This window comes from Alkalihalophilus pseudofirmus OF4 (assembly GCF_000005825.2).
Taxonomy (GTDB): domain Bacteria; phylum Bacillota; class Bacilli; order Bacillales; family Bacillaceae_D; genus Alkalihalophilus; species Alkalihalophilus pseudofirmus.
Genome location: NC_013791.2, coordinates 2,642,349 through 2,664,705, shown reverse-complemented (window position 1 = coordinate 2,664,705; position 22,357 = coordinate 2,642,349). Strand labels below are relative to the sequence as shown.

27 protein-coding genes are annotated in these 22,357 nt (G+C 37.5%); 17 read left to right on the top strand and 10 right to left on the bottom strand.

The features are described from left to right. Positions 1-6: 6 nt before the first annotated feature. From BPOF4_RS13575 to BPOF4_RS13560, 4 genes are all read left to right on the top strand, one after another. Positions 7-441 carry a MarR family winged helix-turn-helix transcriptional regulator gene (locus BPOF4_RS13575; RefSeq protein WP_012959752.1) on the top strand — a complete coding sequence of 145 codons (435 nt, stop codon included), beginning with the start codon at positions 7-9 and terminating at the stop codon, positions 439-441. 29 nt (positions 442-470) lie between these two features. Then, complete coding sequence (locus BPOF4_RS13570) at positions 471-1,451, top strand: ring-cleaving dioxygenase (RefSeq protein ID WP_012959751.1); 981 nt, start codon at positions 471-473, stop codon at positions 1,449-1,451. 30 nt (positions 1,452-1,481) lie between these two features. Then, positions 1,482-2,099 (top strand): alpha/beta hydrolase, encoded by a 618-nt coding sequence (locus tag BPOF4_RS13565; RefSeq protein ID WP_012959750.1) that lies wholly within the window; start codon positions 1,482-1,484, stop codon positions 2,097-2,099. A gap of 133 nt (positions 2,100-2,232) precedes the next feature. Beyond that, positions 2,233-4,404, top strand: coding sequence for a DNA topoisomerase III (locus BPOF4_RS13560; RefSeq protein WP_012959749.1), 2,172 nt, complete (start codon positions 2,233-2,235; stop codon positions 4,402-4,404). Positions 4,405-4,455: 51 nt separating this feature from the next. On the opposite strand, the gene BPOF4_RS22655 is transcribed toward BPOF4_RS13560, so the two are convergent. Together BPOF4_RS22655 and BPOF4_RS22250 are read right to left on the bottom strand one after the other, a co-directional pair. After that, positions 4,456-4,752, bottom strand: a complete 297-nt coding sequence (locus BPOF4_RS22655) for a hypothetical protein (RefSeq protein WP_012959748.1) — start codon at positions 4,750-4,752, stop codon at positions 4,456-4,458. Positions 4,753-4,785: 33 nt separating this feature from the next. Next, positions 4,786-4,923, bottom strand: a complete 138-nt coding sequence (locus BPOF4_RS22250) for a hypothetical protein (RefSeq protein ID WP_012959747.1) — start codon at positions 4,921-4,923, stop codon at positions 4,786-4,788. Between the two features lie 175 nt (positions 4,924-5,098). Here BPOF4_RS22250 and BPOF4_RS13550 point away from each other — a divergent pair, with 175 nt between their 5' ends. From BPOF4_RS13550 to BPOF4_RS22805, 4 genes are all read left to right on the top strand, one after another. Then, on the top strand, positions 5,099-5,944 hold the full coding sequence (locus BPOF4_RS13550; RefSeq protein ID WP_041822488.1) for a DUF2268 domain-containing putative Zn-dependent protease: 846 nt from the start codon (positions 5,099-5,101) through the stop codon (positions 5,942-5,944). Positions 5,945-6,003: 59 nt separating this feature from the next. Next, positions 6,004-6,210, top strand: a complete 207-nt coding sequence (locus BPOF4_RS13545; RefSeq protein WP_031311585.1) for a YuzI family membrane protein — start codon at positions 6,004-6,006, stop codon at positions 6,208-6,210. Between the two features lie 128 nt (positions 6,211-6,338). Further along, entirely contained in the window at positions 6,339-7,085 is a 747-nt protein-coding gene (locus tag BPOF4_RS13540) for a YjbA family protein (RefSeq protein ID WP_012959745.1), read from the top strand. A 172-nt stretch (positions 7,086-7,257) separates the two neighbouring features. Beyond that, entirely contained in the window at positions 7,258-7,380 is a 123-nt protein-coding gene (locus BPOF4_RS22805; protein WP_012959744.1) for a hypothetical protein, read from the top strand. 103 nt (positions 7,381-7,483) lie between these two features. On the opposite strand, the gene trpS is transcribed toward BPOF4_RS22805, so the two are convergent. Further along, the gene (gene trpS / locus BPOF4_RS13535) at positions 7,484-8,476 is read right to left on the bottom strand and encodes a tryptophan--tRNA ligase (protein ID WP_041822932.1); all 993 of its coding nucleotides are present in this window, start codon (positions 8,474-8,476) and stop codon (positions 7,484-7,486) included. A 194-nt stretch (positions 8,477-8,670) separates the two neighbouring features. On the opposite strand from trpS, the gene BPOF4_RS13530 reads away from it, so the two are divergent. Further along, complete coding sequence (locus tag BPOF4_RS13530; RefSeq protein ID WP_012959742.1) at positions 8,671-9,807, top strand: MGDG synthase family glycosyltransferase; 1,137 nt, start codon at positions 8,671-8,673, stop codon at positions 9,805-9,807. A gap of 50 nt (positions 9,808-9,857) precedes the next feature. On the opposite strand, the gene BPOF4_RS13525 is transcribed toward BPOF4_RS13530, so the two are convergent. Then, positions 9,858-10,949: a class II aldolase/adducin family protein gene (locus tag BPOF4_RS13525; protein ID WP_012959741.1), complete on the bottom strand. Its 1,092-nt coding sequence runs from the start codon at positions 10,947-10,949 to the stop codon at positions 9,858-9,860. Beyond that, positions 10,946-12,187, bottom strand: coding sequence for a zinc-dependent alcohol dehydrogenase (locus BPOF4_RS13520; protein ID WP_041822487.1), 1,242 nt, complete (start codon positions 12,185-12,187; stop codon positions 10,946-10,948). Before BPOF4_RS13520 ends, BPOF4_RS13525 begins: the two co-directional genes overlap by 4 nt. Positions 12,188-12,362: 175 nt before the next feature. Between BPOF4_RS13520 and BPOF4_RS13515 the strand changes: the two genes are divergently transcribed. Further along, positions 12,363-13,241: a diacylglycerol/lipid kinase family protein gene (locus BPOF4_RS13515; RefSeq protein ID WP_012959739.1), complete on the top strand. Its 879-nt coding sequence runs from the start codon at positions 12,363-12,365 to the stop codon at positions 13,239-13,241. A gap of 15 nt (positions 13,242-13,256) precedes the next feature. Here BPOF4_RS13515 and BPOF4_RS22245 read toward each other — a convergent pair whose 3' ends face one another. Together BPOF4_RS22245 and BPOF4_RS22475 are read right to left on the bottom strand one after the other, a co-directional pair. Continuing rightward, a complete protein-coding gene (locus BPOF4_RS22245) occupies positions 13,257-13,409 on the bottom strand; it encodes a hypothetical protein (RefSeq protein WP_158305572.1) in 153 nt (50 codons plus the stop codon). A 68-nt stretch (positions 13,410-13,477) separates the two neighbouring features. Beyond that, positions 13,478-13,645: a hypothetical protein gene (locus BPOF4_RS22475; protein ID WP_012959737.1), complete on the bottom strand. Its 168-nt coding sequence runs from the start codon at positions 13,643-13,645 to the stop codon at positions 13,478-13,480. Positions 13,646-13,735: 90 nt separating this feature from the next. On the opposite strand from BPOF4_RS22475, the gene BPOF4_RS13510 reads away from it, so the two are divergent. Then, positions 13,736-14,293: a TlpA disulfide reductase family protein gene (locus BPOF4_RS13510; RefSeq protein WP_012959736.1), complete on the top strand. Its 558-nt coding sequence runs from the start codon at positions 13,736-13,738 to the stop codon at positions 14,291-14,293. 61 nt (positions 14,294-14,354) lie between these two features. Here BPOF4_RS13510 and BPOF4_RS13505 read toward each other — a convergent pair whose 3' ends face one another. Beyond that, positions 14,355-15,350, bottom strand: a complete 996-nt coding sequence (locus BPOF4_RS13505; protein ID WP_012959735.1) for a sodium:calcium antiporter — start codon at positions 15,348-15,350, stop codon at positions 14,355-14,357. Between the two features lie 398 nt (positions 15,351-15,748). Further along, on the bottom strand, positions 15,749-16,270 hold the full coding sequence (locus BPOF4_RS13500; RefSeq protein ID WP_012959734.1) for an HD domain-containing protein: 522 nt from the start codon (positions 16,268-16,270) through the stop codon (positions 15,749-15,751). A 169-nt stretch (positions 16,271-16,439) separates the two neighbouring features. On the opposite strand from BPOF4_RS13500, the gene trhA reads away from it, so the two are divergent. The 5 genes from trhA to spxA all read left to right on the top strand — a co-directional run bounded on the left by trhA (position 16,440) and on the right by spxA (position 20,420). Further along, positions 16,440-17,084 (top strand): PAQR family membrane homeostasis protein TrhA, encoded by a 645-nt coding sequence (gene trhA / locus BPOF4_RS13495; RefSeq protein ID WP_012959733.1) that lies wholly within the window; start codon positions 16,440-16,442, stop codon positions 17,082-17,084. Positions 17,085-17,241: 157 nt separating this feature from the next. Continuing rightward, positions 17,242-17,472, top strand: a complete 231-nt coding sequence (locus BPOF4_RS13490) for an excisionase family DNA-binding protein (protein ID WP_012959732.1) — start codon at positions 17,242-17,244, stop codon at positions 17,470-17,472. Positions 17,473-17,511: 39 nt separating this feature from the next. Next, the gene (locus BPOF4_RS13485; RefSeq protein WP_012959731.1) at positions 17,512-18,723 is read left to right on the top strand and encodes a putative glycoside hydrolase; all 1,212 of its coding nucleotides are present in this window, start codon (positions 17,512-17,514) and stop codon (positions 18,721-18,723) included. Between the two features lie 198 nt (positions 18,724-18,921). Continuing rightward, the gene (locus tag BPOF4_RS13480) at positions 18,922-19,491 is read left to right on the top strand and encodes a GNAT family N-acetyltransferase (RefSeq protein ID WP_012959730.1); all 570 of its coding nucleotides are present in this window, start codon (positions 18,922-18,924) and stop codon (positions 19,489-19,491) included. A gap of 533 nt (positions 19,492-20,024) precedes the next feature. Further along, positions 20,025-20,420 carry a transcriptional regulator SpxA gene (gene spxA, locus BPOF4_RS13475; protein WP_012959728.1) on the top strand — a complete coding sequence of 132 codons (396 nt, stop codon included), beginning with the start codon at positions 20,025-20,027 and terminating at the stop codon, positions 20,418-20,420. Positions 20,421-20,469: 49 nt separating this feature from the next. Here spxA and BPOF4_RS13470 read toward each other — a convergent pair whose 3' ends face one another. Continuing rightward, complete coding sequence (locus BPOF4_RS13470) at positions 20,470-21,138, bottom strand: TerC family protein (protein ID WP_012959727.1); 669 nt, start codon at positions 21,136-21,138, stop codon at positions 20,470-20,472. A gap of 461 nt (positions 21,139-21,599) precedes the next feature. Between BPOF4_RS13470 and mecA the strand changes: the two genes are divergently transcribed. Beyond that, positions 21,600-22,253: an adaptor protein MecA gene (mecA, locus tag BPOF4_RS13465; RefSeq protein WP_012959726.1), complete on the top strand. Its 654-nt coding sequence runs from the start codon at positions 21,600-21,602 to the stop codon at positions 22,251-22,253. Positions 22,254-22,357: the final 104 nt, after the last annotated feature.

The window sequence follows — 22,357 nt, the reverse complement described above, 5'->3', positions numbered from 1 at the left end:
TTACACGTGTTTAGCAAATCAAAACATGAAGATCGCTTAAACGTACTAATCTGGTTTCGTTTAGCTAGGCTGTATCATGAGAGTATTAAACAGTCTAATCAACATTTAAGTCAATGGGGGTTAACTGCTTCACAATTTGATTTACTCGTTCAAATTGGCACGCATCAACCTCTTTCACAACAAGAGTTAGCGGAAAAGCTTTTTGTTACAAAAGGAAATATTACGCAAGCAATCGTTAAGCTTGAGGCAGAAGGTTTAGTATTACGTAAGCAAGAGTGGCGTACAAAAATATTGAGTTTGACCGAAAAGGGAAAGGCATTGTTTGACGAAGTGGTGCCAAAACAAGAAGAATTTCAAGCCTCTCAATTTAATGGCTTAACAAAAATAGAACAAAAAGAATTACTGCGTTTATTGCGAAAAGTAGAAGGTCATAACAATTAGAATAAAATTGATTAATAGGAGTGATGATCATGAGTAGAAAGCCTTTAAAAGGACAGCACCACGTATCAGCCATCACAGCAAATGCAAAGGAAAATTACCGGTTTTATACAGAAATATTAGGGATGAGATTAGTCAAAAAATCCATTAATCAAGATGATCCATCCGTCTATCATTTATTTTACGCAGACGAGCGGGGGAATCCTGGTACAGATTTAACTTTTTTTGAAATTCCTCATGCTGGAAAAACGTACCATGGAACAAATAGTATAACGGCTACGTCTTTAAGAGTTCCTAACGATAAAGCATTAGAATACTGGCTGAATCGTTTTGAAGAATATAAAGTGGAACATGATGAAATGACAAGACATACAGGAAGAGCGATTCTTCCTTTCAGAGATTTTGAAGGGCAGCGCTTAGTATTAGTATCAGACGAACATGACAACGGTGTGAGCGGCGGTTCTCCATGGAAGGATAGCCCTGTACCAGTTGAACATGCGATTTATGGGTTAGGTCCGGTTACTTTAACGGTTTCTCGTCCGGAATTAACGGAGAAGGTTCTCACGTCAATTATGGGCTTCCGCGAAACAAGACAATATGCACCGCTTGTAGAAGGTCAGAAGCCTGTGCGTGTATTTGAAACAGGCGAAGGCGGATCAGGAGCTGAGATTCACTTAGAAGAACGTAAGGACATGGAGCGTGAGAGACCAGGCAGAGGTAGTGTTCACCATGTGGCTTTTAGGGTTGAGAATGAAGAAGATATGAAAAAGTGGGTCGAACATATCAATGAGATTGGCCTGCCAAACTCAGGTTTTGTAGAAAGATATTATTTTAGATCCCTATATTTCAGAGAGCCAAACGGCATTTTGTTTGAATTAGCTACTGATGGCCCTGGTTTTGAAGGAGATGAGCCGTTCGAAACACTTGGTGAAAAACTTTCGCTGCCTCCTTACTTTGAAAGTCAGCGTCCTCAAATTGAAGCAAACCTTAAACCGTTAAAAACAAGCAAGTAAGGATGTATGTTAGTAAAGGAGGAGATTTGAATGAAGCTTGAACATATTTATAAAGAAGCAGCAAAAGAAACCATGCCTACGTTACTTTTGCTGCATGGAACAGGTGGGAATGAAAAGGATTTACTGCCCTTAGCAGATATGATTGCACCTGATGCCTCAGTTCTCAGTGTAAGAGGAAATGTTCTAGAAAACGGGATGCCTCGATTTTTTAGAAGAATAAGTGAAGGTGTATTTGATGAAGAGGATCTTATCTTCCGTACAAACGAATTAAATGAGTTTCTAAATGAAGCTTCCGAAAAGTATAAATTTGACCGTCACAATATCATTGCAATCGGCTATTCAAATGGTGCAAATATAGCCGCTAGCTTACTTTATCATCATGCCTCATCATTAAAAGGGGCGGCGCTGTTCCATGCGATGGTTCCTAGAAGAGGAGTAGACATTCCAAACTTAGAAGATCTCTCTGTTTTTGTCGGAGCTGGCAAGGCGGATCCTTTAATCCCTGCAGAAGAAACAAAAGAGCTGATCGATCAATTGCGCGATGCAGGGGCTCATGTGACAGAACACTGGGGCGAAGGCGGCCACCAATTAACAAGAGATGAAGTAATCGATGCGAAGTCTTGGTTTGAGGAAAAAATAATCAAATAAAAATAGTAAGCATACCTCGCTGATAGTAGGCCGGGTATGCTTTTTTTTAAAGTGGAAATGTATTAAAAAGAGGACAAGTGTTCCCTTGATTCCCTCACTTGCTGTATACTTATAAGTCTAGGGGGGAGTTTAAATGAAGTTAATCATTGCAGAAAAACCTGATCAAGGAGCAAAGCTTGCCGCCCCTTTTCCAATGGTGAAAAAGCAAGGTTATATAGAAATTAAGTCATGCGAGATGTTCCCTGAAGGCGCATTTGTAACATGGGCAGTCGGTCATTTATGTGAATTAGAGTCACCAGAAAAGTATGACCCTAAATGGAAATCGTGGAAGTTAGATACTCTGCCCATTTTGCCGCCAACATTTAAATATAAAGTGAGTAAGGGAAAATATAAGCAATTTCAAGTTGTGAAGAAATTAATAGAGAATCGAAATGTGAGAGAAATCATCATGGCAGGTGATGCAGGACGGGAAGGTGAATTAATTGTTCGTTTGATTATTGAACAATGCAGGGCATCTCATCCGTTAAAACGGTTATGGTTATCATCACTAACAAGACAAGCGGTAATTGATGGTTTTAACACGTTAAAGCCTGAACAGGAGACACGTCCTCTTTATGATGAAGCCTTAAGCCGAGCATGTGCTGATTGGTTGATAGGGATGAACGCTTCTAGAGCCTATACTCTGCTTCTTGGTGAAAAAGGGATTGATGATGTGTTCTCCACAGGACGCGTTCAAACCCCTACACTAGCACTGATTGTGAAACGTGAAAAAGAAATCGAAGCCTTTAAGCCTGAACCATTTTGGGAAGTGAAGGCTGCCTTTAAAATGGGAGAGAAAACATATGAGGGTGTTTGGCATAAAAAGGGTGAAACAAGGGTGAATTCAAGTAGGCAAGCCCTGCAAATTGCTCAATTTTGCGAGGGGAAGCCAGCAATTGTTCAAGCTATCAAAGAAGAGAAAAAGGAATACGCTCCGCCTTATTTATACAATCTATCAAGCTTGCAAACTGCCGCAAATAAAAGATATAAATATTCCCCTAAAAAAACACTCGACCTTGCTCAAAAGCTCTATGTAAAAGGGTATATTTCCTACCCGCGTACAGACTCAAGCTTTGTTACGAAAGGGGAAGCAAGTACCTTTCCGGCAATCCTTCAAAAGCTTTCTGCATTTAAAGAGTATGAATCGTTTTTTCCTTTACCGGTTAAAAGCTTAATGAACAATCGACGATTTGTAAATGATCAAAAGGTAAGCGATCATTATGCGATTATACCGACAGAGCAAGTACCTAAGCAAGAGAGGTTAGGGGCTGAAGAGCGAAACATCTATGATTTAATTGTACGGTCGCTTCTTGCTGCTCATGAAAATGCAGCAATTATAAGTCATACTCAAGTGGAAACGATTGTTGATGGACGTGCAACGTTTCAATCGAAGGGCAAGCAAATGATAAATGAAGGCTGGCGGAAAATAATTTATGAAGGTAAAAAGCAGGAGGATACACTTTTACCTCCACTTTCGCATGGTGAAGAAGGCGTCGTTTCAAAGTCCGTTGTAAAAGAGGGTATGACTCAGCCTCCTAAAAGGTACACAGAAGGTCAGCTCATAACGGTGATGAAAGCTGCAGGTAAGTCAATTGAGGATAAAGAACTCGAAAAGGTTATGATGGAGTCACACGGACTCGGTACAGAAGCAACAAGAGCAGGAATTATAACGGTGTTAAAAGATAGAGGATATATGATGGTAGAGAAAAATATAGTTTTCCCTACTCAGAAGGGCCGGTTATTAATTGATTCTCTTGGCACAAGTATCCTTGCTTCAGCTGAAATGACAGCTAAATGGGAACAACGGCTTCGTGAAATTGGAAAAGGTGCCGCTTCAAAGAACGATTTTATGGAGCAAGCTAGAAAATTATCTGTTCATTTAATTAATGAAGCGGTATCTCAATCTAGATCATGGGATTTTACAAACATTGATACATCAAGCATCAAGCGAAGAGGAGGAAAAGGTTCCAAGTCGTACACAGGAAACAGGCAAGTCAAGAAAACAGTAGGTCAGTGCCGGTTATGTCAGGGTGAAATCCTAGATCGGGGTACGTTCTTTGGATGTTCCAATTATAAGTCGAAAAAATGCATGTTCACTTTATCTAAAACTCTGCTTGGGAAAAAATTGACGGAAACCACCGTCACCACATTGTTATCTAAGGGAGAAACAAGGGTTTTAAAAGGTTTTAAAAAAGGGGAGCAGACATTTGATGCCGCCCTCCGTTTAACTCCTGAAGGGAAAATCACTTTTCAAAAAAAAGAATAACCTTTTTTCATTCAAAAAGGATGCAGCTACGTATCGTATGCCGCATCCTTTTTATTTTTTACGATTCATAAATGCATCAATCACATCCCCGAACGGCATTTCGCTTACCTTGTCAATGATCTTCTCTAACTGGGTTTGTTTACGCAAATTCCCTTGAAGAACAATTTCGACATTTTGCTCATTATCAACAAGTACCGCTCGAACGGTGAGGGCATTCGTTGCCAGCGCGGCAATAACGGCAATTTGCTGAGGAGTAAGAGCATTAGAATCTTTTTTCTGCTGGTTGTTTTTTTGATTGTTATAAAAAGATCCATTTTGGCCGCTGTAAGGTCCGTTCTGTTGATTCATATCACTTACCACCCATCCTAGCCAGTATGAAGGTTAACCTAAGAGGATGACATCTTCTGTAGGTGAGGCAGTATCAGAGTCGACGGTGCCAATACCTAAAGCAAACGAGCCAAACAATAGCACCACAACGAAAAGTAATATAAGCCTCTTAGCTTCTTCTTGATCGGACATTATCTACACCTCCATGCCCATCTGTTCTTCCTCCATCTTATGAAAAGAAAGCCTGCTAGGTGCATGCCTTGTTTAGAGTGATCACAGTTAAAAAATAGAACTAATTCTTAATAAATTTACCTATAAGCGGAATCATTTCTGCTTCTCTCATCATAAAGTAGTACTAAGAGAGGGCGTGATAAGGATTGGTATTGTAAGAACGGACAAGTGGTTAACTCTTTACTTGGCTGAATGGAAAAAGAAATCCAACCTTATGCAAAAGATTGCATGGCATCAAAAAATGCTCATCTCTCCATTAGAGAAGGTGAGTGACTCTCTGCCAGATACAAATAAATTACAACAACATTTCATTCAATCAGGTCTTATTTTGCCAGAGGAAGATAGTCACCAAGACATCAATGATATGCTCGAACGCAATTATTGGAAAGTGATATCCACCCATTATCAACAATTAAAACAAAAGTGGTCAGCTCATGATGCTGGGGTGTATATTTTTCCTGCTAGTAAAGATCAAGCTTCTATTCAATCTCTTGGCGGGAAAAATGGACTAACCATAGATCGTTTTATCTTTCTATTTTTAACAAACGGGTTATCAAATTCAGAATTAAAAGCCATTATTACGCATGAATATCATCATATATTCAGACTCTCTGTAACCGAAGAAACGGAAGAGTCGATTACTTTCTTAGAATCAATGATCATGGAAGGGTTAGCAGAGTTAGCTGTAAGTCAGGAAGTGGGAAGGGATTACACAGCGGTTTGGACGAAAGAACTTTCTTTGAAGCAGATGAAAAGGTTATTTAAAGAATGGCTCGAACCCTATTTGTTCACAAGAGGCAGAAAGGACCATCACACACTCTTATATGGAGGCGGACCTTATCATGTACCTAGGTGGCTTGGGTATCGCTGCGGATATCTAATCGTAGAGCAGGCGTACAAAACGTTTAATGAACGTTCGATAAAAACAGTGACTGAAATACCAGCTGAAGATTGGCTGTCGGCATCAGGGTTTCTAAAGTGAAGGAGGGCGGTACATGTTTGTAATTTATTATTATACTAAGTGGATTGGCAGTGGTGAGTATGGTTAGAATTTTCATTATGTTTGTTGGATTTGGATTTTCGGTTGCAGGAGGAATAAGTTTACTTGCCTATTTGAATTTACTTACTTTAGGCTATGAATTCTCCTATTATATGCGTTTTATTACAACTAGAGTTGAGTTCTATTTGTTTATTCTTGGAGTAATAATGGTCATTGGATCACTGGCTATTCCAGATCGCAGAAAGTAAGCCGGTATATTAATTTCGACTGAGCAAGAGGGTCAGCTATCTATTAAATGTATCGAGGAAAGTGTTTAAAATTCTCAAAGCTTGCCTATACTGTGGATACAAATCGCAATCAGTAAGGGGGGCTTTATATGGTCCATATCAGGGACGTATGGGTCAATTGGTTTGAAGGGGAAGAGAATGGTTATAACGTGTGCGATTTTTTTGAATGGCGCAGTGATGACCGAATCGAGGTACTCGATCAAGCAATTTTGATTAAAGTCAGCCAGGAATTATACGATTATATTGAAAATCATTTGTCAGACCTGCCAGAAGATTTACTTGAAGCCGTACACCAGCAAAGTTATTTGCGTAAAAATATGTCACGGATTCAATTGGATTATTGTTTTATTGCAACAGATGGTGCTGGCATCATCGCTGTTGATACTATGGGCTACAAAACACCGATTAGGAAAAGCCGCCTGACACCTAGACAGGATCAAATTGTCTATGAAATGCTAGAACAAAATCAATTTGAGACATTTGAGTTAAAAGAAAAACATGAACCTAAAGAATATCATATCTTATCTCCAGACCCAGATGATATGCGCGGCCTTACTCGTAAGGAGCGTCAGCTGAAACAGCTTTTATATATGGCGCTAGATCAGCTTTATCATTCAGGGAATGATGCAGAAGTACGTTATTGGTACACGGAATGGAATCCTAGAGACTATGTCAGAATTCAGATGATGACTAGGGATGAAGCATGGCATGAATTATATAATGAAGTCAAAGCAGGGTGGTCAAAACAGCATCATCATTTATGTGAAGCAATGGTGAAGGGACAAGCCTTCTTTGAAAAGCTGTGGGAACTAGAGCATGGGGAAAGTGTAAAGTAAAACATTGGTGATTTCTCATAGAAGATGAATCCGGCCATATCATTAATTAATCGTTTTCATTATGTATGATCTAAATATGTGGATCGCGTGAAACATTGGCTTCTAACATTTACAACCTACTTTAACTCTCCTATAATAAAAAGGACTATGGCATAGCAGGGAGGGGAAACGTGTGGAGACAATGGACAACTTTGCATATTTAATTATGCAGATCCTTACGGTCGTTTTACTAGTGGGAACTTTAGGTCTTTCTTTCTTTGTAGGGAAAGTATGGAAGAAAAACCACGGATATTAAAAAGTGATGAATTAAAATGAAGCTGCACTCAGCCTTAAAGGAGAGTGCAGCTTTTTTGTGATCCTCATTTGCCTTATATGCTTATTTAAATTCATCCGCTAGATTAACGCTTTTTACGTCCGAGTCCCATTGCGCGCTCCGCTTTCTCCACCATTTTGCTAGCTGTGCGGTTTGCTTTTTCGGCCCCTTCATCGAGGATTCGATCGAGTTCTTCAGACTCAATAAGCTCATGATATCGTTGTTGAATCGGCTCTAGCGTACTCACAACAACATCAGCTAAATCTTGTTTAAATTCCCCGTAGCCTGCCCCTTGATACTTTCTTTCTAATTCTTCAATTGAAATTCCTGAACATAACGAATAAATGGATAATAAATTCGAAACGGCAGGCTTATCTTCTCGATTAAATTTAATTTCACCATCTGTATCAGTTACAGCACTCTTGATCTTTTTAGTGATTGTTTTTGGATCATCAAGCATTGAAATATAGCTTTTTGCATTAGGGTTTGATTTACTCATTTTTTTGGAAGGGTCATTTAACGACATAATACGTGCTCCGACTTTTGGAATACGCACTTCCGGTATTGTAAAGATGTCATTATATTTTTTATTAAATCGTTCTGCAAGATCTCTTGTAAGTTCGAGATGTTGTTTTTGGTCTTCCCCAACGGGCACAATGTCTGTTTTATAAAGAAGAATATCAGCTGCCATTAAAGGGGGATAAGTTAATAGTGAAGCAGATACAGCCTCTTTCCCGTCAGACTTATCTTTGAATTGAGTCATTCTCTCTAGCTCGCCAATATAAGCTACACATTGCATCATCCAGCCAAGCTGCGCATGTGCAGGAACTTCTGATTGAATAAATAAAGTAGATTTATTAGGGTCAATTCCAACAGCAAGATATAAGGCAGCGAGACTTCTGATGTTTTCTCGTAACTTTAATCGATCTTGCGGTACTGTAATTGCATGCTGATCTACAATACAGAAATAGCAGTTTGCTTCATTTTGCATATCTACAAAATGTTTCATTGCCCCTAAATAATTTCCAAGAGTTAATGTACCGCTAGGCTGAATGCCTGAAAAAACTGTTTTCATAATACACGACCTTCCAATCATTATCTAATTATTGTTATGTATGTAATGTAATAAGAAAATCATAACAAATTGTTACGGAAAATCCTAGTCAGCGTTATCTGTCTTGCTAATTAATTTGAATAGTATCCTTTACTCATTTAAGGAAATAATATGGTTACCTGCTTAGTTTTTAGAAGGTTAGAGGAGGGATATTACCATTGAGCCATATAACCATTTTTTCAGCTTCAATCGGGCATGGTCATAATGAAGCATCAAAAGCATTAAAAGCGCAGTTAGAAGAGGAGGGTAGAAGTGTAGACATTGTGGATACTTTTCATGCTATACATCCAATCCTTCACAAATCGTTTGTCACAGTTTACTTAAATATGATTAAAAGAGCACCTACTCTATGGGGAAGTCTTTATAAATATGGTGCTGAACATTCTTGGTATTTATTAGTAGATAAATTAGCATCTTTATTTTGTGGAAGATTGAATACGATTATTACAAATCAAAATACATCCATAATGATTTCCACCAACCCTTTTGTCACATCTTTTCTCTCCATTATAAAAAAGAAAAGGTGTTTAGATATTCCTTTATATACAATTATTACTGATTTTGATTTGCATCCGGGGTATGTGAGGCCTGAAGTAGACGCTTATTTCACTGGGTCACCCTATCATGCTGAATTCGCTGCTGAACATAATATTCCCCTAGAACAAATTCATTTTACAGGGATACCTATAAAAGCCATTCCAGAACCTTTAACACCCAGAACTCAAATGAGGGAGGAACTTGGCTTAGAGCCTTATACAAAAACCATCCTTATTACTGGGGGAGGACTAGGATTAGGTAAATACAATGAAATTATTCGTTCATTAGAAGAAATAAAAGAGCCTCTCCAGGTCCTATGTATGACCGGAATAAATCAAAAAGTAGCAAAGCAATTACAAAAAGTGCAAAGTACACATTCTATCAAAGTTATCGAATTCACAGAAATATTTTTAGATTATTTACGTGCAAGTGATGTTGTATTATCGAAAGCTGGCGGCTTAACTATGTCAGAAGCCCTTGCTTGTGAAACGCCTATGTTAATTTATAATCCGGTTCCAGGACATGAAGAAAATAATGCGACGTTATTGTCCGGTTTAGGTGCTGCTGTAAAAGCTGATCAATTATCTGAAGTAACATTGTTACTTGAGCATATTCTTTTTAATGATACGCATTATAATACCCTTGTACAAAACGCAAAAAGATCAAAGAAGCCTGATGCTGCAAAGCAAATTGCAAGGAAAATTGAACATTTACAAGATACTAAAGGAATAAACAGTGATCGTCTGCAACCTTCATAGGAAATAAACTGCCTCGATTTTGAAGCAGTTTATTTTTATGTCTATTTATACTAATTCATAGGAATTTGACGTTGAATTTTACCTTCTATGCGTTCAAAGATATTTTCAAGAGATGGTCCGGTGATGGTTAAACCATGGTTTTTTAGGCCGATGATGGTTTCATTGGGATTTTCAGATTCTCTTACTAATTGCGCAACTGTTTCTGCTAATTCCAGTGTACCGCATGGGTAATTAATTTCTGTTGCCTTTATACCATCCATCCATGCGTGAATATGCACAATGGCTCCAACATCAGGATGTTCTTTATAAATCATCCAATGTTCAATGGCATCCACTGATGCTCTTTTAGGTTTAATATTCGGAGGAATACTAACCTCCATTTGATTGGATTCCTCGTTATACCCTTTTATATAAAGGATATCTCTACCTACTTCATTCATATTTGATTTATCAATTCCGCTCGCACTCATCCAGAAATGATCTGCATTAGAACGTGCACTTAAATTTCCGTAACTTAATCCTCCAATTCCATAAAGTTTATTTAAATGACGCATATCTCTATCACTTAAATAATGGTCAAGAGGAAATGGGGCTGGCAATAAATCCATCATGTCTAATTTTTTCCCCGAAGCACTAAGTTCAACCGTAACTTGATCTCCTTCCCATTTAGCAGCTGGCAAATCTTCAGAAAATTGATTATCAATGACTAAACGAGAGGTTGATAATGGCTGCAGGCGTTGAAAGACCTTCATAAAAAATGTGTGTTCATCTTCCCCTTTATTATGTTGAATAGAATAACAACCCTGCTCAGGAGTAAGGAAATGAATATCAACTTGATCATTCTTATGATTTACATAAACGAGATGGTTAGCTAACGAACGTATAAGAAAGGGATACACTTCTCTAAAAATATCATAAGGTGCTCCTTTACTTTCTAAGATAGCGACAACAAAGGTAGCTTGTGCTTTTCTTCGGTAAGGTTTTGGATTGTCTTGATCGATAAAATGAAAAACAAGGTTTGTGTGTGCATCAGGTTGATTTGTATGGTTAAAGCCATTTTTAATAAAAGTTGAAGTGAGACCAGTGGATAACCAATCTAGTGTTGAAGTTGGTGGTTCGGAACTGAAAGTAAAGTTAGTCATGCGCTGCCTCCTACTGTCTTATCATGGTCAAAAATAACTTTTAGGACATCTCTTTTTTGCTTTTTCGATATGGTTTTAAATGCAAGTTTATAATCTGCTAAGGAAAAACGATGAGTAATGAGGGGAGATAGGTCGACTTTCCCTCGCCTCATAAGTTCAATGGCAATATCCATTGTGTCTATATTTTCACCTTCAAACTCGTTATAGCTGTAAGCAAAACATCCTTTAATCGTTAGTTCATTTAACCAAACGGCAGTCCAGTCAATTTTTTCCATGACGCTTGCTAGTCCAAGTAATACGACTTTCCCGCCGCTATGAGTAAATCGTAAAGAATCTTTAATGCTTTTATCTTTACCTACACATTCATATACTATATCTGCACCACCTTGTATGACTTCATCGCCAATAACTGGCCTTAAGACTTCGGCATTTAAAACGCGTGCAGTTTCCCCTACGTAAGACTTGTCCAAATAAACAATATGGTCTGCCCCGTAGGACTTAGCTGCTTCCCCTTGAAATGAATACTTCACAAGCATTGTGATAGAACACTTTATATCAAGAGCACGCAGCGCGACTAAAACGGATAAGCCGATCAGCCCACCACCAATAATTAATACATTATCGTTTGGTGCAGGTGGGTTTCTAAGAACGGCATGCAAGGCACAACTAAATGGCTCTACTAATACTCCGTTTAAATCATCGACCTCATCAGGCAAAGGTTTAATTTGACTTTTATGTGCTACTAAATACTGTCCCCAGCTGCCACCTGTATTGTGGCAGGCGCCGATAAGCAAGCCTGGTTGAATGGATCCTTTATTCTTGTTAATGCAGAGGCTTTGATCACCTCGCATGCAAGCAGGACAAGGTTCCATATCCCGGCTTTCACAAGATAAGACAGGATTGATCACAATTCGTTGACCTTTAGAAAGTCTATCCACGTTTGAGCCTACTTCATCTATTTGTCCTACTGCTTCATGTCCGATTGTGAAAGGAAACGATACAAAAGGTGAAGTAGAGGGACTATCATGTAAATATAAAAGGTTCATATCACTACCACAGATTCCCCCATATTTGACCTTTACCTTTACCCAATCTTCATTAGGTAAGGTTGGTTCATGAATTTTCCTCCACTGTAAACAAGAGAGGTGATTGTTCCAAAAAACGGTTGGTATAAATCGGCCTATTGTCTTTGAGAGAAGATATCTAGGAATGGTGAAATCAAATTGCAATGCGTTCATTAGATCGACCCTTTCTTAACCTTTTTTTTAATATGTGCATTTTCTGCCTAGATATGTATATAGTTACCAAAAAAATGAATGAATTGGGCACAAAATAGTGATCCTATTAAAGGGATCCGTTGATAGATGAGGAATTAAGACAAAAGGCACAAATATAGGTGGGGGTATAACTATTATGTTCGTTTTTATTGTAAACACTAAAGCTGGAAAAGGAAGAGCGAAAAGGGTCTGGACTAGAGTAGAGGAATATTTAAAAGACAATAAAATTGAGTACCAAGTATTAAAAACAGTTTCTAAAGAGGAGATAATGCAGTTAAGGTCAATTCTTGAGAATGCTCGAGGCAAGGTGAGGTGTGTAATTGCAGTCGGGGGTGATGGAACAAGCCATAGCGTCATTAATGAATTAGCAGGAACAGATGTCCCATTCAGCATAATTCCGACTGGTTCTGGTAATGATTTCGCAAGAGCCAATGGTATAAGTAAAGATTGTATTAAACAGATCAATCATATAGTAAACAGTGATCATGAAAAAATGGATGTGATCACAATGGGGGCAAAGAGTTGTCTCACAGTCATCGGGCTTGGCTTTGACGGTTTAGTTGCAAAGGTTACTAATGAAATCAAAATTAAAAAATGGCTCGGCAGTGCTGCTTATATTTACAGTGTGCTAAAAGTATTGAATTATTTTAAACCGGCGAATGTTGTATTAACTATTGATGGTGAGGAAATGAAGGTTGACAATGTATGGCTGATCGCTATAGCAAATCATCCCTATTACGGCGGAGGGATGAAGATTTGCCCTAATGCATCGAGCAAGGATGGGTTATTAGATATATGTGTAGTTCATAGTTTATCCAAATGGAAATTGTTGAGCATATTTCCTTTAGTATTTAGTGGAAAGCATTTGGGAAAAAAAGGAGTCAATGAGTATAGAGGAAAGACTATACAAGTCTCTTCTGAAAAGCCATTAATGATTCATGGAGATGGGGAGATGATTGGAGAAACTCCAGTAACCATCTCTGTAAAAGAGCAGGCACTAAATGTAATATCGTAACGAAATGAATTTTCGTTACGATTTATAAGGATTAAGTTTATTAGCAAGAGTATATCTTTTTTGTGTTTTCTGATCATAGTTAAAAACTTCTTCATATTCAAGGGCAAAAAGAATTTCAAGAAATTCAATACTAATATTTTTAATTGTTCGTAAGCTGAAACTCATCATATATTCCTCCTCTTAGGTGGTTACATTTAATGTAAGCAAAACAAGAGAAAAAATACTGACCTTAATTATTAATTATTTGTTTTTCTTTCGCGAAGTCTTAAAACCCATAAAATGATATTAATAGCAGCTATAATAAAGAAGAACCAATCTGCTTCTGTATAGTTGGTATAGGCTAATATCACATAAATTCCTAAGATCGTTACAGCAATCACTTGTAAGATTTGTAGCTTGGTCAAAATTATTCCACTCCTTTCGCATCATTACTGATAGATGGACATAATCTACATTATAGCATCTTGTTTAGTTATAAGAAGGGAGGATAACAAATGAAGGTTCGCCAAATGGCGTTTAGAAGTGCTCTTATATTGATCCTTTGTTCAGTCGGGTTTATGTATAGCCAGTCACAGAGTGTATTTCAGCAAGTTGAAGAAGCTGTAGCTGCCTCAGTTAAACAGGGGGTACAAGTTGGTAATGAGGCGAAGTCATTTGAACTTCATTCATTACGAGGGGAAACCGTTTCTCTTAACGATTTTCATGGCACACCTGTTGTTATTAATTTTTTTGCTACATGGTGTCCGCCTTGCCAAGAAGAAATGCCTGTCATTGTAGAATTAGAGAAGCGCCTGACTCAAAAAGGGGCAAAGTTCATAGCGGTTAATATGACTAGTCAGGAAGCAAGTATTGCTGAGGTTGAACCGTTTTTAAAACACTTTAATGCCTCATTTGATGTGCTGCTTGATGAAACAGGAGAGGTCATGAATATGTATCAAATTATCGGTATCCCAACAACCGTTGTTATCGATGAAAATGGAGTCATTGTTCAAAGGATAAATGGAGGGCTCTCTTATAGTATGATGGAGGATCTATATTTATTTAGACAGTGATGAAGATAGAAAAAAGAAGAGAGCCAGTCAGCTCTCTTCTTTTCGTTTTATTTCACTGTTCTTACTGAACAAAAATTAAGTAGGAAGAAACAAAGTAGAGGGCAATTAACACGATAGATGGCAGGGCATATCTAAACGTGGAGTTAATGGGTTTCCTCACTAATGAATAAAGTACTACCACACATAAAATCGCTACAGCGGCCGCGGTAATTTGATGTACGCTTGATACCGCAGAAATAATGGAACCTTTTTGATAAAAAATATCAGATGCACCTAATATTAAAATATTGAATAAATTACTACCAAGGATCGAACCGATCGCTAAGTTATAATTTCGAAGCTGAAGTGCTACTAAGACAGATACTGCTTCAGGCAAGGAAGTCGTAGCTGCAATGAGAAAACTCCCTACAAAGCTTGAACCAAGTCCAGTGACAACAGCTATTTTATCACCAGAAACCGTAAGTAATGTTCCGGCACCCATAATGACTACAGCAGCGATAATAAAGCCAATTATTGCAGTTTTTAGGGGAATGGCAGAAAAGTCATGGGCAGATTCCTCTTCATCAGCCACTGGCACAGGAGCTTTAGATTCTTTATTGGACATTTTTGAAATATACCATACACCAAACCCATAAAGAGTGATTAAAATCCATATATCCACACCAATATTTAAAAATGATATGTCAATTCTTATGGTTAATGCTAGCAGAGCTACAATGGCAAGCAATAATCCAAGGCTGGCAGTAAAGAAATGAGAGTGATCGGCATGACGGAATATTTGCTGCTTACGAAAGTACAAGTCAAAGCAAGCGATGATTAGTAAATTAAACATATTACTGCCAAAAACGTTTCCCACCGCAATATCTGGGTTGTCTAGTACAATAGCCGATACACTAGTTGTTACCTCAGGCAAAGAGGTTGCTCCAGCAAGAAATATGGTACCAACCACCATCCCCCCGAGTGATGATTTCTCTCCAATGGTATCAGCATATGTTGACAGCTTAATGGCTGCAAGAACAGTGATAATGGCTGCTATTATAAACCAGACGAAAACCATATAAAAACCTCCTCAATAATTTAAATCATCAATCAAAAATATAAATCAAACTCAAAACAAAAATAAGAAAAGTCTGTCTAGAACACAAAAAAGACCTTTTTATGAGAGTTTGCCCAATAAAGCAAACTCTCATAAAAAGGTCTTGCGTACTTTGAATAATCAAAGCTCAATGAACCGAGTGTTATCCACTGTCATGACGACTCATTGACCATAGGTCGCTACTCCCCTTTTTAGGGCTAACTGTATTCGATTAAGTATTAATGTAGCATGTGGATTGCGGGTCGTCAATGATTTTTATTTTGGCCGCACATCAGAGTAGGATAGAAACAGCATATAAGGTTAATCAAAATAGATTAACCTTTTGTTGGAATATTTATAATGAAGTTCATGTTTCTGTATTATGTGGTTTGGGATAAGGCGAGTGCTACTAATTCGTCTAGTTCGGCAAGCATTTTTCTTGCTCTCTCATCTGAGATCGTTCTGTAATGATGTTCCCCGCTTGGCTCTTCATCTGCCTCATCAGCTAAGGCAACCACTTGTTGAAGGGGGTTTAAATGAAGCTCTCCTTGAGGCAGATATGAATCGGTATGGAGAAGAATAGCAAGGGCAATTTCTTTTGCTGATTTTGGATGTTCTCCAAGACGAATCAGCAATTTGTGCGCACGCTCTGCCCCTTTAATCGCATGAATATCATTTTGTTTGTATAAATCATAATCCCACTTCCCGTTGCGATACCAAGTATAATGGCCAATATCATGAAGAAAAGCAGCTTTTGTGGCAAGGTCAGGGTTCACATTGTATTTTTTTGATAATTTATAGGCATGAAAGGCACAAGCAATTGCGTGCGCCATCCCAGAACGTTTTACGAATTTTTGAGTTATTGGGTGATTAAAAAGTTGAATTAATGTGACATGTCTCATGAGACTGGCTCCTTTCAAGTATGGTAAGATATCTAACGAGCAAAAAATGTATTTTTACTATTATATAGAGGACGAATAGTAGATGCAACGAAAATGTAAGATTTGTTTATTATTCTTTTATCCCATTCTCTGTTATAATAAAGCAATTATTAGCAAAAAGGAGAGACGAATGGATACAACACATACATTTTCAAAAGGCGAAGAAATAGCAAATGCTATCACTCACGGTATTGGGGCATTATTAAGTATTGCCGCATTAGTATTACTCATTGTCTTCTCAAGTTTACACGGATCAGCTTGGCATGTTGTCAGCTTCACCATTTTTGGAGCAACGATGCTTATGCTCTATATCTCATCAACGATGTTACATGCTCTTCCACCAGGGAAAGCTAAAAATGTATTTGAAGTGTTAGATCATGCCTCTATTTATTTGTTTATTGCGGGTTCTTATACACCGATTTTATTTATCGTCGTTCAAGGAGCATTAGGTTGGACATTGTTTGGAGTTGTTTGGGGTCTTGCGACGATCGGGATTGTCTTTAAAGCTTTTTTTGTTAAAAAATATTTATTTTTATCGACTGTATTTTACATTTTAATGGGCTGGTTAGCTCTATTTGCTATTCAGCCTATTATGACCAACTTAGGTACAGAAGGGCTGATCTTCCTGATTGGAGGAGGACTTTGCTATACGATTGGAGCAATCTTTTATGTGTGGAGAGGATTTAAATATCACCATGCTATCTGGCATCTTTTCGTTTTAGCAGGGAGTGTACTGCACTTCTTCCTCGTCATGATTTTTATTCTTCCATTATAGAAGGTAAAAGGTTAAGTGGAAGGTTAAAACGATAGGCACGACACGATAGAGAATTGAGAGAGCCGAATAACGAATGTCGTTGTTCGGTTTTTTTGAAGGAGCTTCAAGGGTGACTTCATGAATTAGAGACGTTATAATTCAAGTGGGAGGATTATACATGTATGTAAGCATTGAGGATTTAGCGGAATATCTTGGAGTATCCAGCCTCTACATTAAAGAACAGATTCAAAAAGGCAATATTCGTGTCGTTTTTGATGGGAATTCGTACTTAATAAATAAAGCACAGTTTTCAAAGCATAAGGAACAAATTGACTTAAAGAAAAAGCAATTAGCTGAGGAACTTGCAGAACCTATTCCTGAAGATTGGGATGCAAAAGATGAAGATTAATACATAAAGAGAATAGTTAGGGAGAAAGGTTGTGTATGAATGGGGAAATATCTCGGCATAGTCATGATCGTAATGACTTCTTTACTCTTATTTGTTATGTCACCAGTATCAGCGGAAGAGGCTTCTACAGTGCAGGCTAAAGACCATGCCTTTAAAGTGGTTGAACGTTCGCCTCTTGGGCTGCCAGAGCAATTAAATCGATTTGTCTATGATTCAGGATACCACTTTACTTATCCGGAAGACGGGGTTCGAGGGATTTATGTAACAGGAAATTCAGCTGGAGGAGAACGCTTTGAAAGTCTTTTAGAATTAGTTAATTCAACGGACCTTAATTCAATGGTAATCGATATTAAAGAGGATCATGGGCATCTCACCTATCGACCTGAAGAGGATTCTCCTTTTTATGGAATTTCCCAAAACTTCATTTCCAATACGGACCAAATGATGGAGACATTAGAAGAGAATGAAATTTACCCGATTGCAAGAATTGTTGTTTTTAAAGATTCGATCTTAGCAGAAGAACGTCCGGATTTATCCTTTCTTGATAATGGACAAGTTTGGAAAAATGGACGAGGAGAAGCATTTGTTAACCCATTTCTAAAAGAAGTATGGGACTACAATATTGATATTGCAGAAGAAGCAGCCAAAATGGGATTTAAAGAGATTCAATTTGATTACGTAAGATTTCCTGAAGGATTTGAGAGAAGAGATGAGATGCTTCAGTATTCAGTTGGTGAATATGAAGGCGGAGATGGTGATAATATTCAAAAACGTGTCTCTGCTGTAACCGATTTTGTAGCTTATGCTAGAGAACGATTAGCTCCATATGACGTGGACGTATCTGTAGACATCTTTGGATACGCTGCGACGATATCAGAAGCGCCTGGTATTGGCCAAAACTTCTCGAAAATATCTGAGAATGTTGATGTAATCTCATCTATGATTTACCCGAGCCACTGGACGCCTTATTTTGGACTGGATAAACCAGATCTATATCCATATGAGTTAACAAAGGAGTATGCAAAAGTTGAAAATCAAGTATTAGGGGCATTAGAGGAACCACCTGTTTCTCGTCCATGGATTCAAGACTTTACAGCCAGTTATTTAGGTTCCGGAAATTATCTCGTTTATGGTAAAGAAGAAGTTGAAGCTCAAATACGAGCTTTAAATGAGGAAGGAATTGATGAGTTCTTATTGTGGAATGCATCAAACCGATACACAGAAGGCGTGAATTATAAGCCTCTAGATTAAAGAGTGTCCGAATGGACGCTCTTTTTTGTTTTCTAGAGTATATCGTAGCATCTTAGAAGTATTCTATGAGAAAGAGGTGTGATCTCGGTTAGTTTCATCGTGTGAAGTTATCTCACAAAAGATGATGTAAAGTGCGAGTTTATAGTTTTTGAAAAGAGGAATATACTAGTAATAGTACATTATACGGAGGTCATAATTGTGAATTGGTATGAAAAATTAAATAAGTATTTTCCTGTTGAAGAAATGAAATCAAGAGAACATATGGAACTGTTATTAAAAGAAAAAGCAGATATTTACCATAAAGATGAAGGGCCAAATCATGTTATGATGTATGTAGAAACAGATGACTTTACATTTGTAGATTATTTGTTCGTTTCTAAAGACGCTAGAGGCCAGGGGTTAGGTAAGAAGCTTCTCGATAATCTCAAAGCAAAGCATAAGCCAATTATCCTTGAAGTTGAACCAATTGATTATGAAGAAACGGACACAGAAAAAAGACAGCGCTTTTATAATCGTGAAGGGTTCAAACATGCACAGTCTATAGGATATCGCCGACGTTCACTAGCGACAAACGAAGTGAATGAACTTGAGATCCTATATTGGTCACCAACGGATGAATCTGAGCATAGCATCTATGAAAAAATGAAGCATACGTATCAAAATATTCATACGTATAAGGATAAAGAATTATATGGTTCTTCATATGAGGATGTCGATCAGGTTCTTACGTATAATAATCCAAGTGACGATGATCAGCCGACTGTATAAGTGAACTCTTGACGCCAAGTAAAGGATGGTGTTCTAGATGAAAGGTTCACAGAAGAACAAGTTGAGAAAACGTAAAAGAGACATGGTGAAAGATTTCCTTAAGAAAAAGGCGAAAAATTTAAAAGGAATTCCTAAAAGAAGGCCTATGACACAGCCTTCAAAACGGACACCTGCATCCTAGTATACGCACAGGCTATGTACAAAGTATGTACATAGCTGTTTTTATGCAAATAAATATCTTAAATTTAAAATGTCTACCATTTCTGTGACGATCATGTGACAAGTAAGGCATGAAACAAAAAAACAGCGTATAATCAACTAAGTAAACATAAATGTTTAGAAACTTTTACGTTTAATGTTTGGGGTATTAGGGTATTAGGTAAGTGCATATAGAGTACTTTGTTCAACTATTGTATAGATAATTTGAACTTTACCTATACAAAACTTAAAAAATCCATTATAATTAGATCTATAAGACAATTCCCAACAATCTTCATCAATAGATCTCAATTCTGGAAGGAGAGGTCCACACGATGGTTACATTATTAACTTCACCAAGTTGTACATCTTGTCGAAAAGCAAAAGCATGGTTAGAGGAAAACAATATTCCGTTTGAAGAACGTAATATTTTTTCTGCGCCGCTTTCAGTGGAAGAAGTGAAAGAAGTCGTACGCATGACCGAAGATGGAACGGACGAGATCATCTCAACAAGATCAAAAGTGTTTCAAGAGTTAAATGTAGAACTAGAATCTTTATCACTTCAAACACTCTTCAAAATAATTAGTGATCATCCCGGCTTGCTTCGTCGCCCGATTATTTTTGATGAGAAACGCCTGCAAGTTGGATACAATGAAGCGGAAATTCGTCGATTCTTACCAAGGAAAGTTCGTTCTTTCCACTTAGAAGAAGCAAAACGCATGGTTAACTAATACAAAACCTTCTAGTTAAAACATAAACTAGAAGGTTTTTCTCATCTCACTATATAATGTGGCGCATGTATTTTTTCTTTGTAAGATAGCCTAGAAGAAGAACCCCCCCAATGACTATAACTTGAAATGCAATTGAAAAAGATGGGTGATGAGTAAATAGAGGCGATAACATGTTTTCGTGCTTAATCATTCTCGTTGCTGTAAAGGCCAAAATGGCAGCACCGAAATAAATAATAATAGGAAAGCGATCAAAAGCTTTTAGAATGATTTTGCTGCCCCATATAATAATAGGCACTGAAAAGAGGAGGCCTATTAAAACAAGGGTTGTATTTCCGTGAGCGGCTCCCGCTACAGCAATGACATTATCAAAACCCATAACAAAGTCTGCAATGACTATTGCTTTTATTGCTGAATAAAGACTGTTTCCGCCATTAATAGTAGTATGGTCATCTGGTGTAGCTAGAAGGGAATAGGCTATGTAAATTAATAGAGCACCGCCAATTGCTAATAAAAACGGAATTGCTAGTAATTCTACTGCTATAAAAGTTAAGCACATTCTAATCAAAAGGGCTAATGTAATTCCTAAAATAATCGCCTTATTACGAACATCTGGATGAAGATGCCTGCATGCTAAGGCGACAACAATCGCATTGTCTCCCCCTAAAATAATGTCTACACCGATAATGGTTACTAATGATATCAACCAATCTATATCCATTTATGCATCAGCTCCTATAGTGTATAAGCTAAATCCATCATATTTATTCTTGACATAACATAAAGTGATCTGTAACAATTAAAAGTCATAACAGCTAACGAGCCAAAATGATCTAGCTTGTCTTCACACTCTATAGAACACATATATTTATAGGCAGGCTAAATTATGATGAAAACCTCATAAATGAAGCAGTGTGATTATTGGAACGCCTTTTTTCTGAAAAATCATAGAAAAATAGGTTTTTAGATTTCCATTTTGAGCTTATATGTCATAAAATATAAGAAACAGATAATATGCTCTATAAATCATGTCTTAAATAATTGATCGTTGAAACCAGCTAAGATTGAGACCAGTAAGGATGTAGGTTACTTTAGTATGAAATAGGGCAAGCTGAGTCGATAAGAATGATATAGACTTTTACTTTTCTGTTTGATTAAAGTTCGATAGGAGGGAGAGCGAACATGGATATTGAACGCGTGAATGATACAACAATTAAATTCTTTATTACGTATAAAGATATTGAGGACCGGGGCTTTGACCGAGACGAAATTTGGTATAATCGTGAACGTGGCGAAGAGCTCTTCTTCGAAATGATGAATGAGGCAAATGACCGAGATGAATTTGAATTAGATGGACCTTTATGGATTCAAGTTCATGCATTAGATAAAGGGTTAGAAATTGTGGTTACCCGCGGACAAGTGAGTGATGGCAATGTGAAACTCGAAATCCCTGTAAGTCAGGATAAAGAAAATACTGACGAGAACATCGTTGACTTAATGACAGGTCATTCAAGTGAAGACGATGAAGGTATTGATACAGATCAGCTGGAAATTGTGATTGGTTTTAATGATTTTGAAGATATTATTTCGTTAAGCCATAACTTTTTTATAGACGATCTTGAAAATGAACTATATCATTTCGAAGGACGTTATTATTTGCATGTGCTATTTAATGACGATCAATATAACGAAGATGAGCAGGATGACATGTTAAGTCAAATGCTTGAATATGGATACGAAACAGACCTTTCCATTCACCGTATGCAAGAGTACGGCAAGGAAATTATTGGAGAATATGCTCTTAAACACCTAAGAGGTCATTTTCCACAAAATTAACTGATGTAAGCCGATTTCATAAAGAAGTCGGCTTTCTTTTATCTTGATCAATGTTAAAATAAGGTTGTTAATCAACCACCATTTATTAATTGCCATGGGAGAAT

What these genes read in the sequence shown, in the direction of transcription:
- BPOF4_RS13570 (WP_012959751.1), top strand. Translation starts at nt 471, where the DNA reads ATGAGTAGAAAGCCTTTAAAAGGACAGCACCACGTATCAGCCATCACA.
- BPOF4_RS13565 (WP_012959750.1), top strand. Translation starts at nt 1,482, where the DNA reads ATGAAGCTTGAACATATTTATAAAGAAGCAGCAAAAGAAACCATGCCT.
- BPOF4_RS13560 (WP_012959749.1), top strand. Translation starts at nt 2,233, where the DNA reads ATGAAGTTAATCATTGCAGAAAAACCTGATCAAGGAGCAAAGCTTGCC.
- BPOF4_RS22655 (WP_012959748.1), bottom strand. Translation starts at nt 4,752, where the DNA reads ATGAATCAACAGAACGGACCTTACAGCGGCCAAAATGGATCTTTTTAT.
- BPOF4_RS22250 (WP_012959747.1), bottom strand. Translation starts at nt 4,923, where the DNA reads ATGTCCGATCAAGAAGAAGCTAAGAGGCTTATATTACTTTTCGTTGTG.
- BPOF4_RS13545 (WP_031311585.1), top strand. Translation starts at nt 6,004, where the DNA reads ATGGTTAGAATTTTCATTATGTTTGTTGGATTTGGATTTTCGGTTGCA.
- BPOF4_RS13540 (WP_012959745.1), top strand. Translation starts at nt 6,339, where the DNA reads ATGGTCCATATCAGGGACGTATGGGTCAATTGGTTTGAAGGGGAAGAG.
- BPOF4_RS13525 (WP_012959741.1), bottom strand. Translation starts at nt 10,949, where the DNA reads ATGACTAACTTTACTTTCAGTTCCGAACCACCAACTTCAACACTAGAT.
- BPOF4_RS13520 (WP_041822487.1), bottom strand. Translation starts at nt 12,187, where the DNA reads ATGAACGCATTGCAATTTGATTTCACCATTCCTAGATATCTTCTCTCA.
- BPOF4_RS13515 (WP_012959739.1), top strand. Translation starts at nt 12,363, where the DNA reads ATGTTCGTTTTTATTGTAAACACTAAAGCTGGAAAAGGAAGAGCGAAA.
- BPOF4_RS22245 (WP_158305572.1), bottom strand. Translation starts at nt 13,409, where the DNA reads ATGATGAGTTTCAGCTTACGAACAATTAAAAATATTAGTATTGAATTT.
- BPOF4_RS13510 (WP_012959736.1), top strand. Translation starts at nt 13,736, where the DNA reads ATGAAGGTTCGCCAAATGGCGTTTAGAAGTGCTCTTATATTGATCCTT.
- BPOF4_RS13505 (WP_012959735.1), bottom strand. Translation starts at nt 15,350, where the DNA reads ATGGTTTTCGTCTGGTTTATAATAGCAGCCATTATCACTGTTCTTGCA.
- BPOF4_RS13500 (WP_012959734.1), bottom strand. Translation starts at nt 16,270, where the DNA reads ATGAGACATGTCACATTAATTCAACTTTTTAATCACCCAATAACTCAA.
- trhA (WP_012959733.1), top strand. Translation starts at nt 16,440, where the DNA reads ATGGATACAACACATACATTTTCAAAAGGCGAAGAAATAGCAAATGCT.
- BPOF4_RS13490 (WP_012959732.1), top strand. Translation starts at nt 17,242, where the DNA reads ATGTATGTAAGCATTGAGGATTTAGCGGAATATCTTGGAGTATCCAGC.
- BPOF4_RS13485 (WP_012959731.1), top strand. Translation starts at nt 17,512, where the DNA reads ATGGGGAAATATCTCGGCATAGTCATGATCGTAATGACTTCTTTACTC.
- spxA (WP_012959728.1), top strand. Translation starts at nt 20,025, where the DNA reads ATGGTTACATTATTAACTTCACCAAGTTGTACATCTTGTCGAAAAGCA.
- BPOF4_RS13470 (WP_012959727.1), bottom strand. Translation starts at nt 21,138, where the DNA reads ATGGATATAGATTGGTTGATATCATTAGTAACCATTATCGGTGTAGAC.
- mecA (WP_012959726.1), top strand. Translation starts at nt 21,600, where the DNA reads ATGGATATTGAACGCGTGAATGATACAACAATTAAATTCTTTATTACG.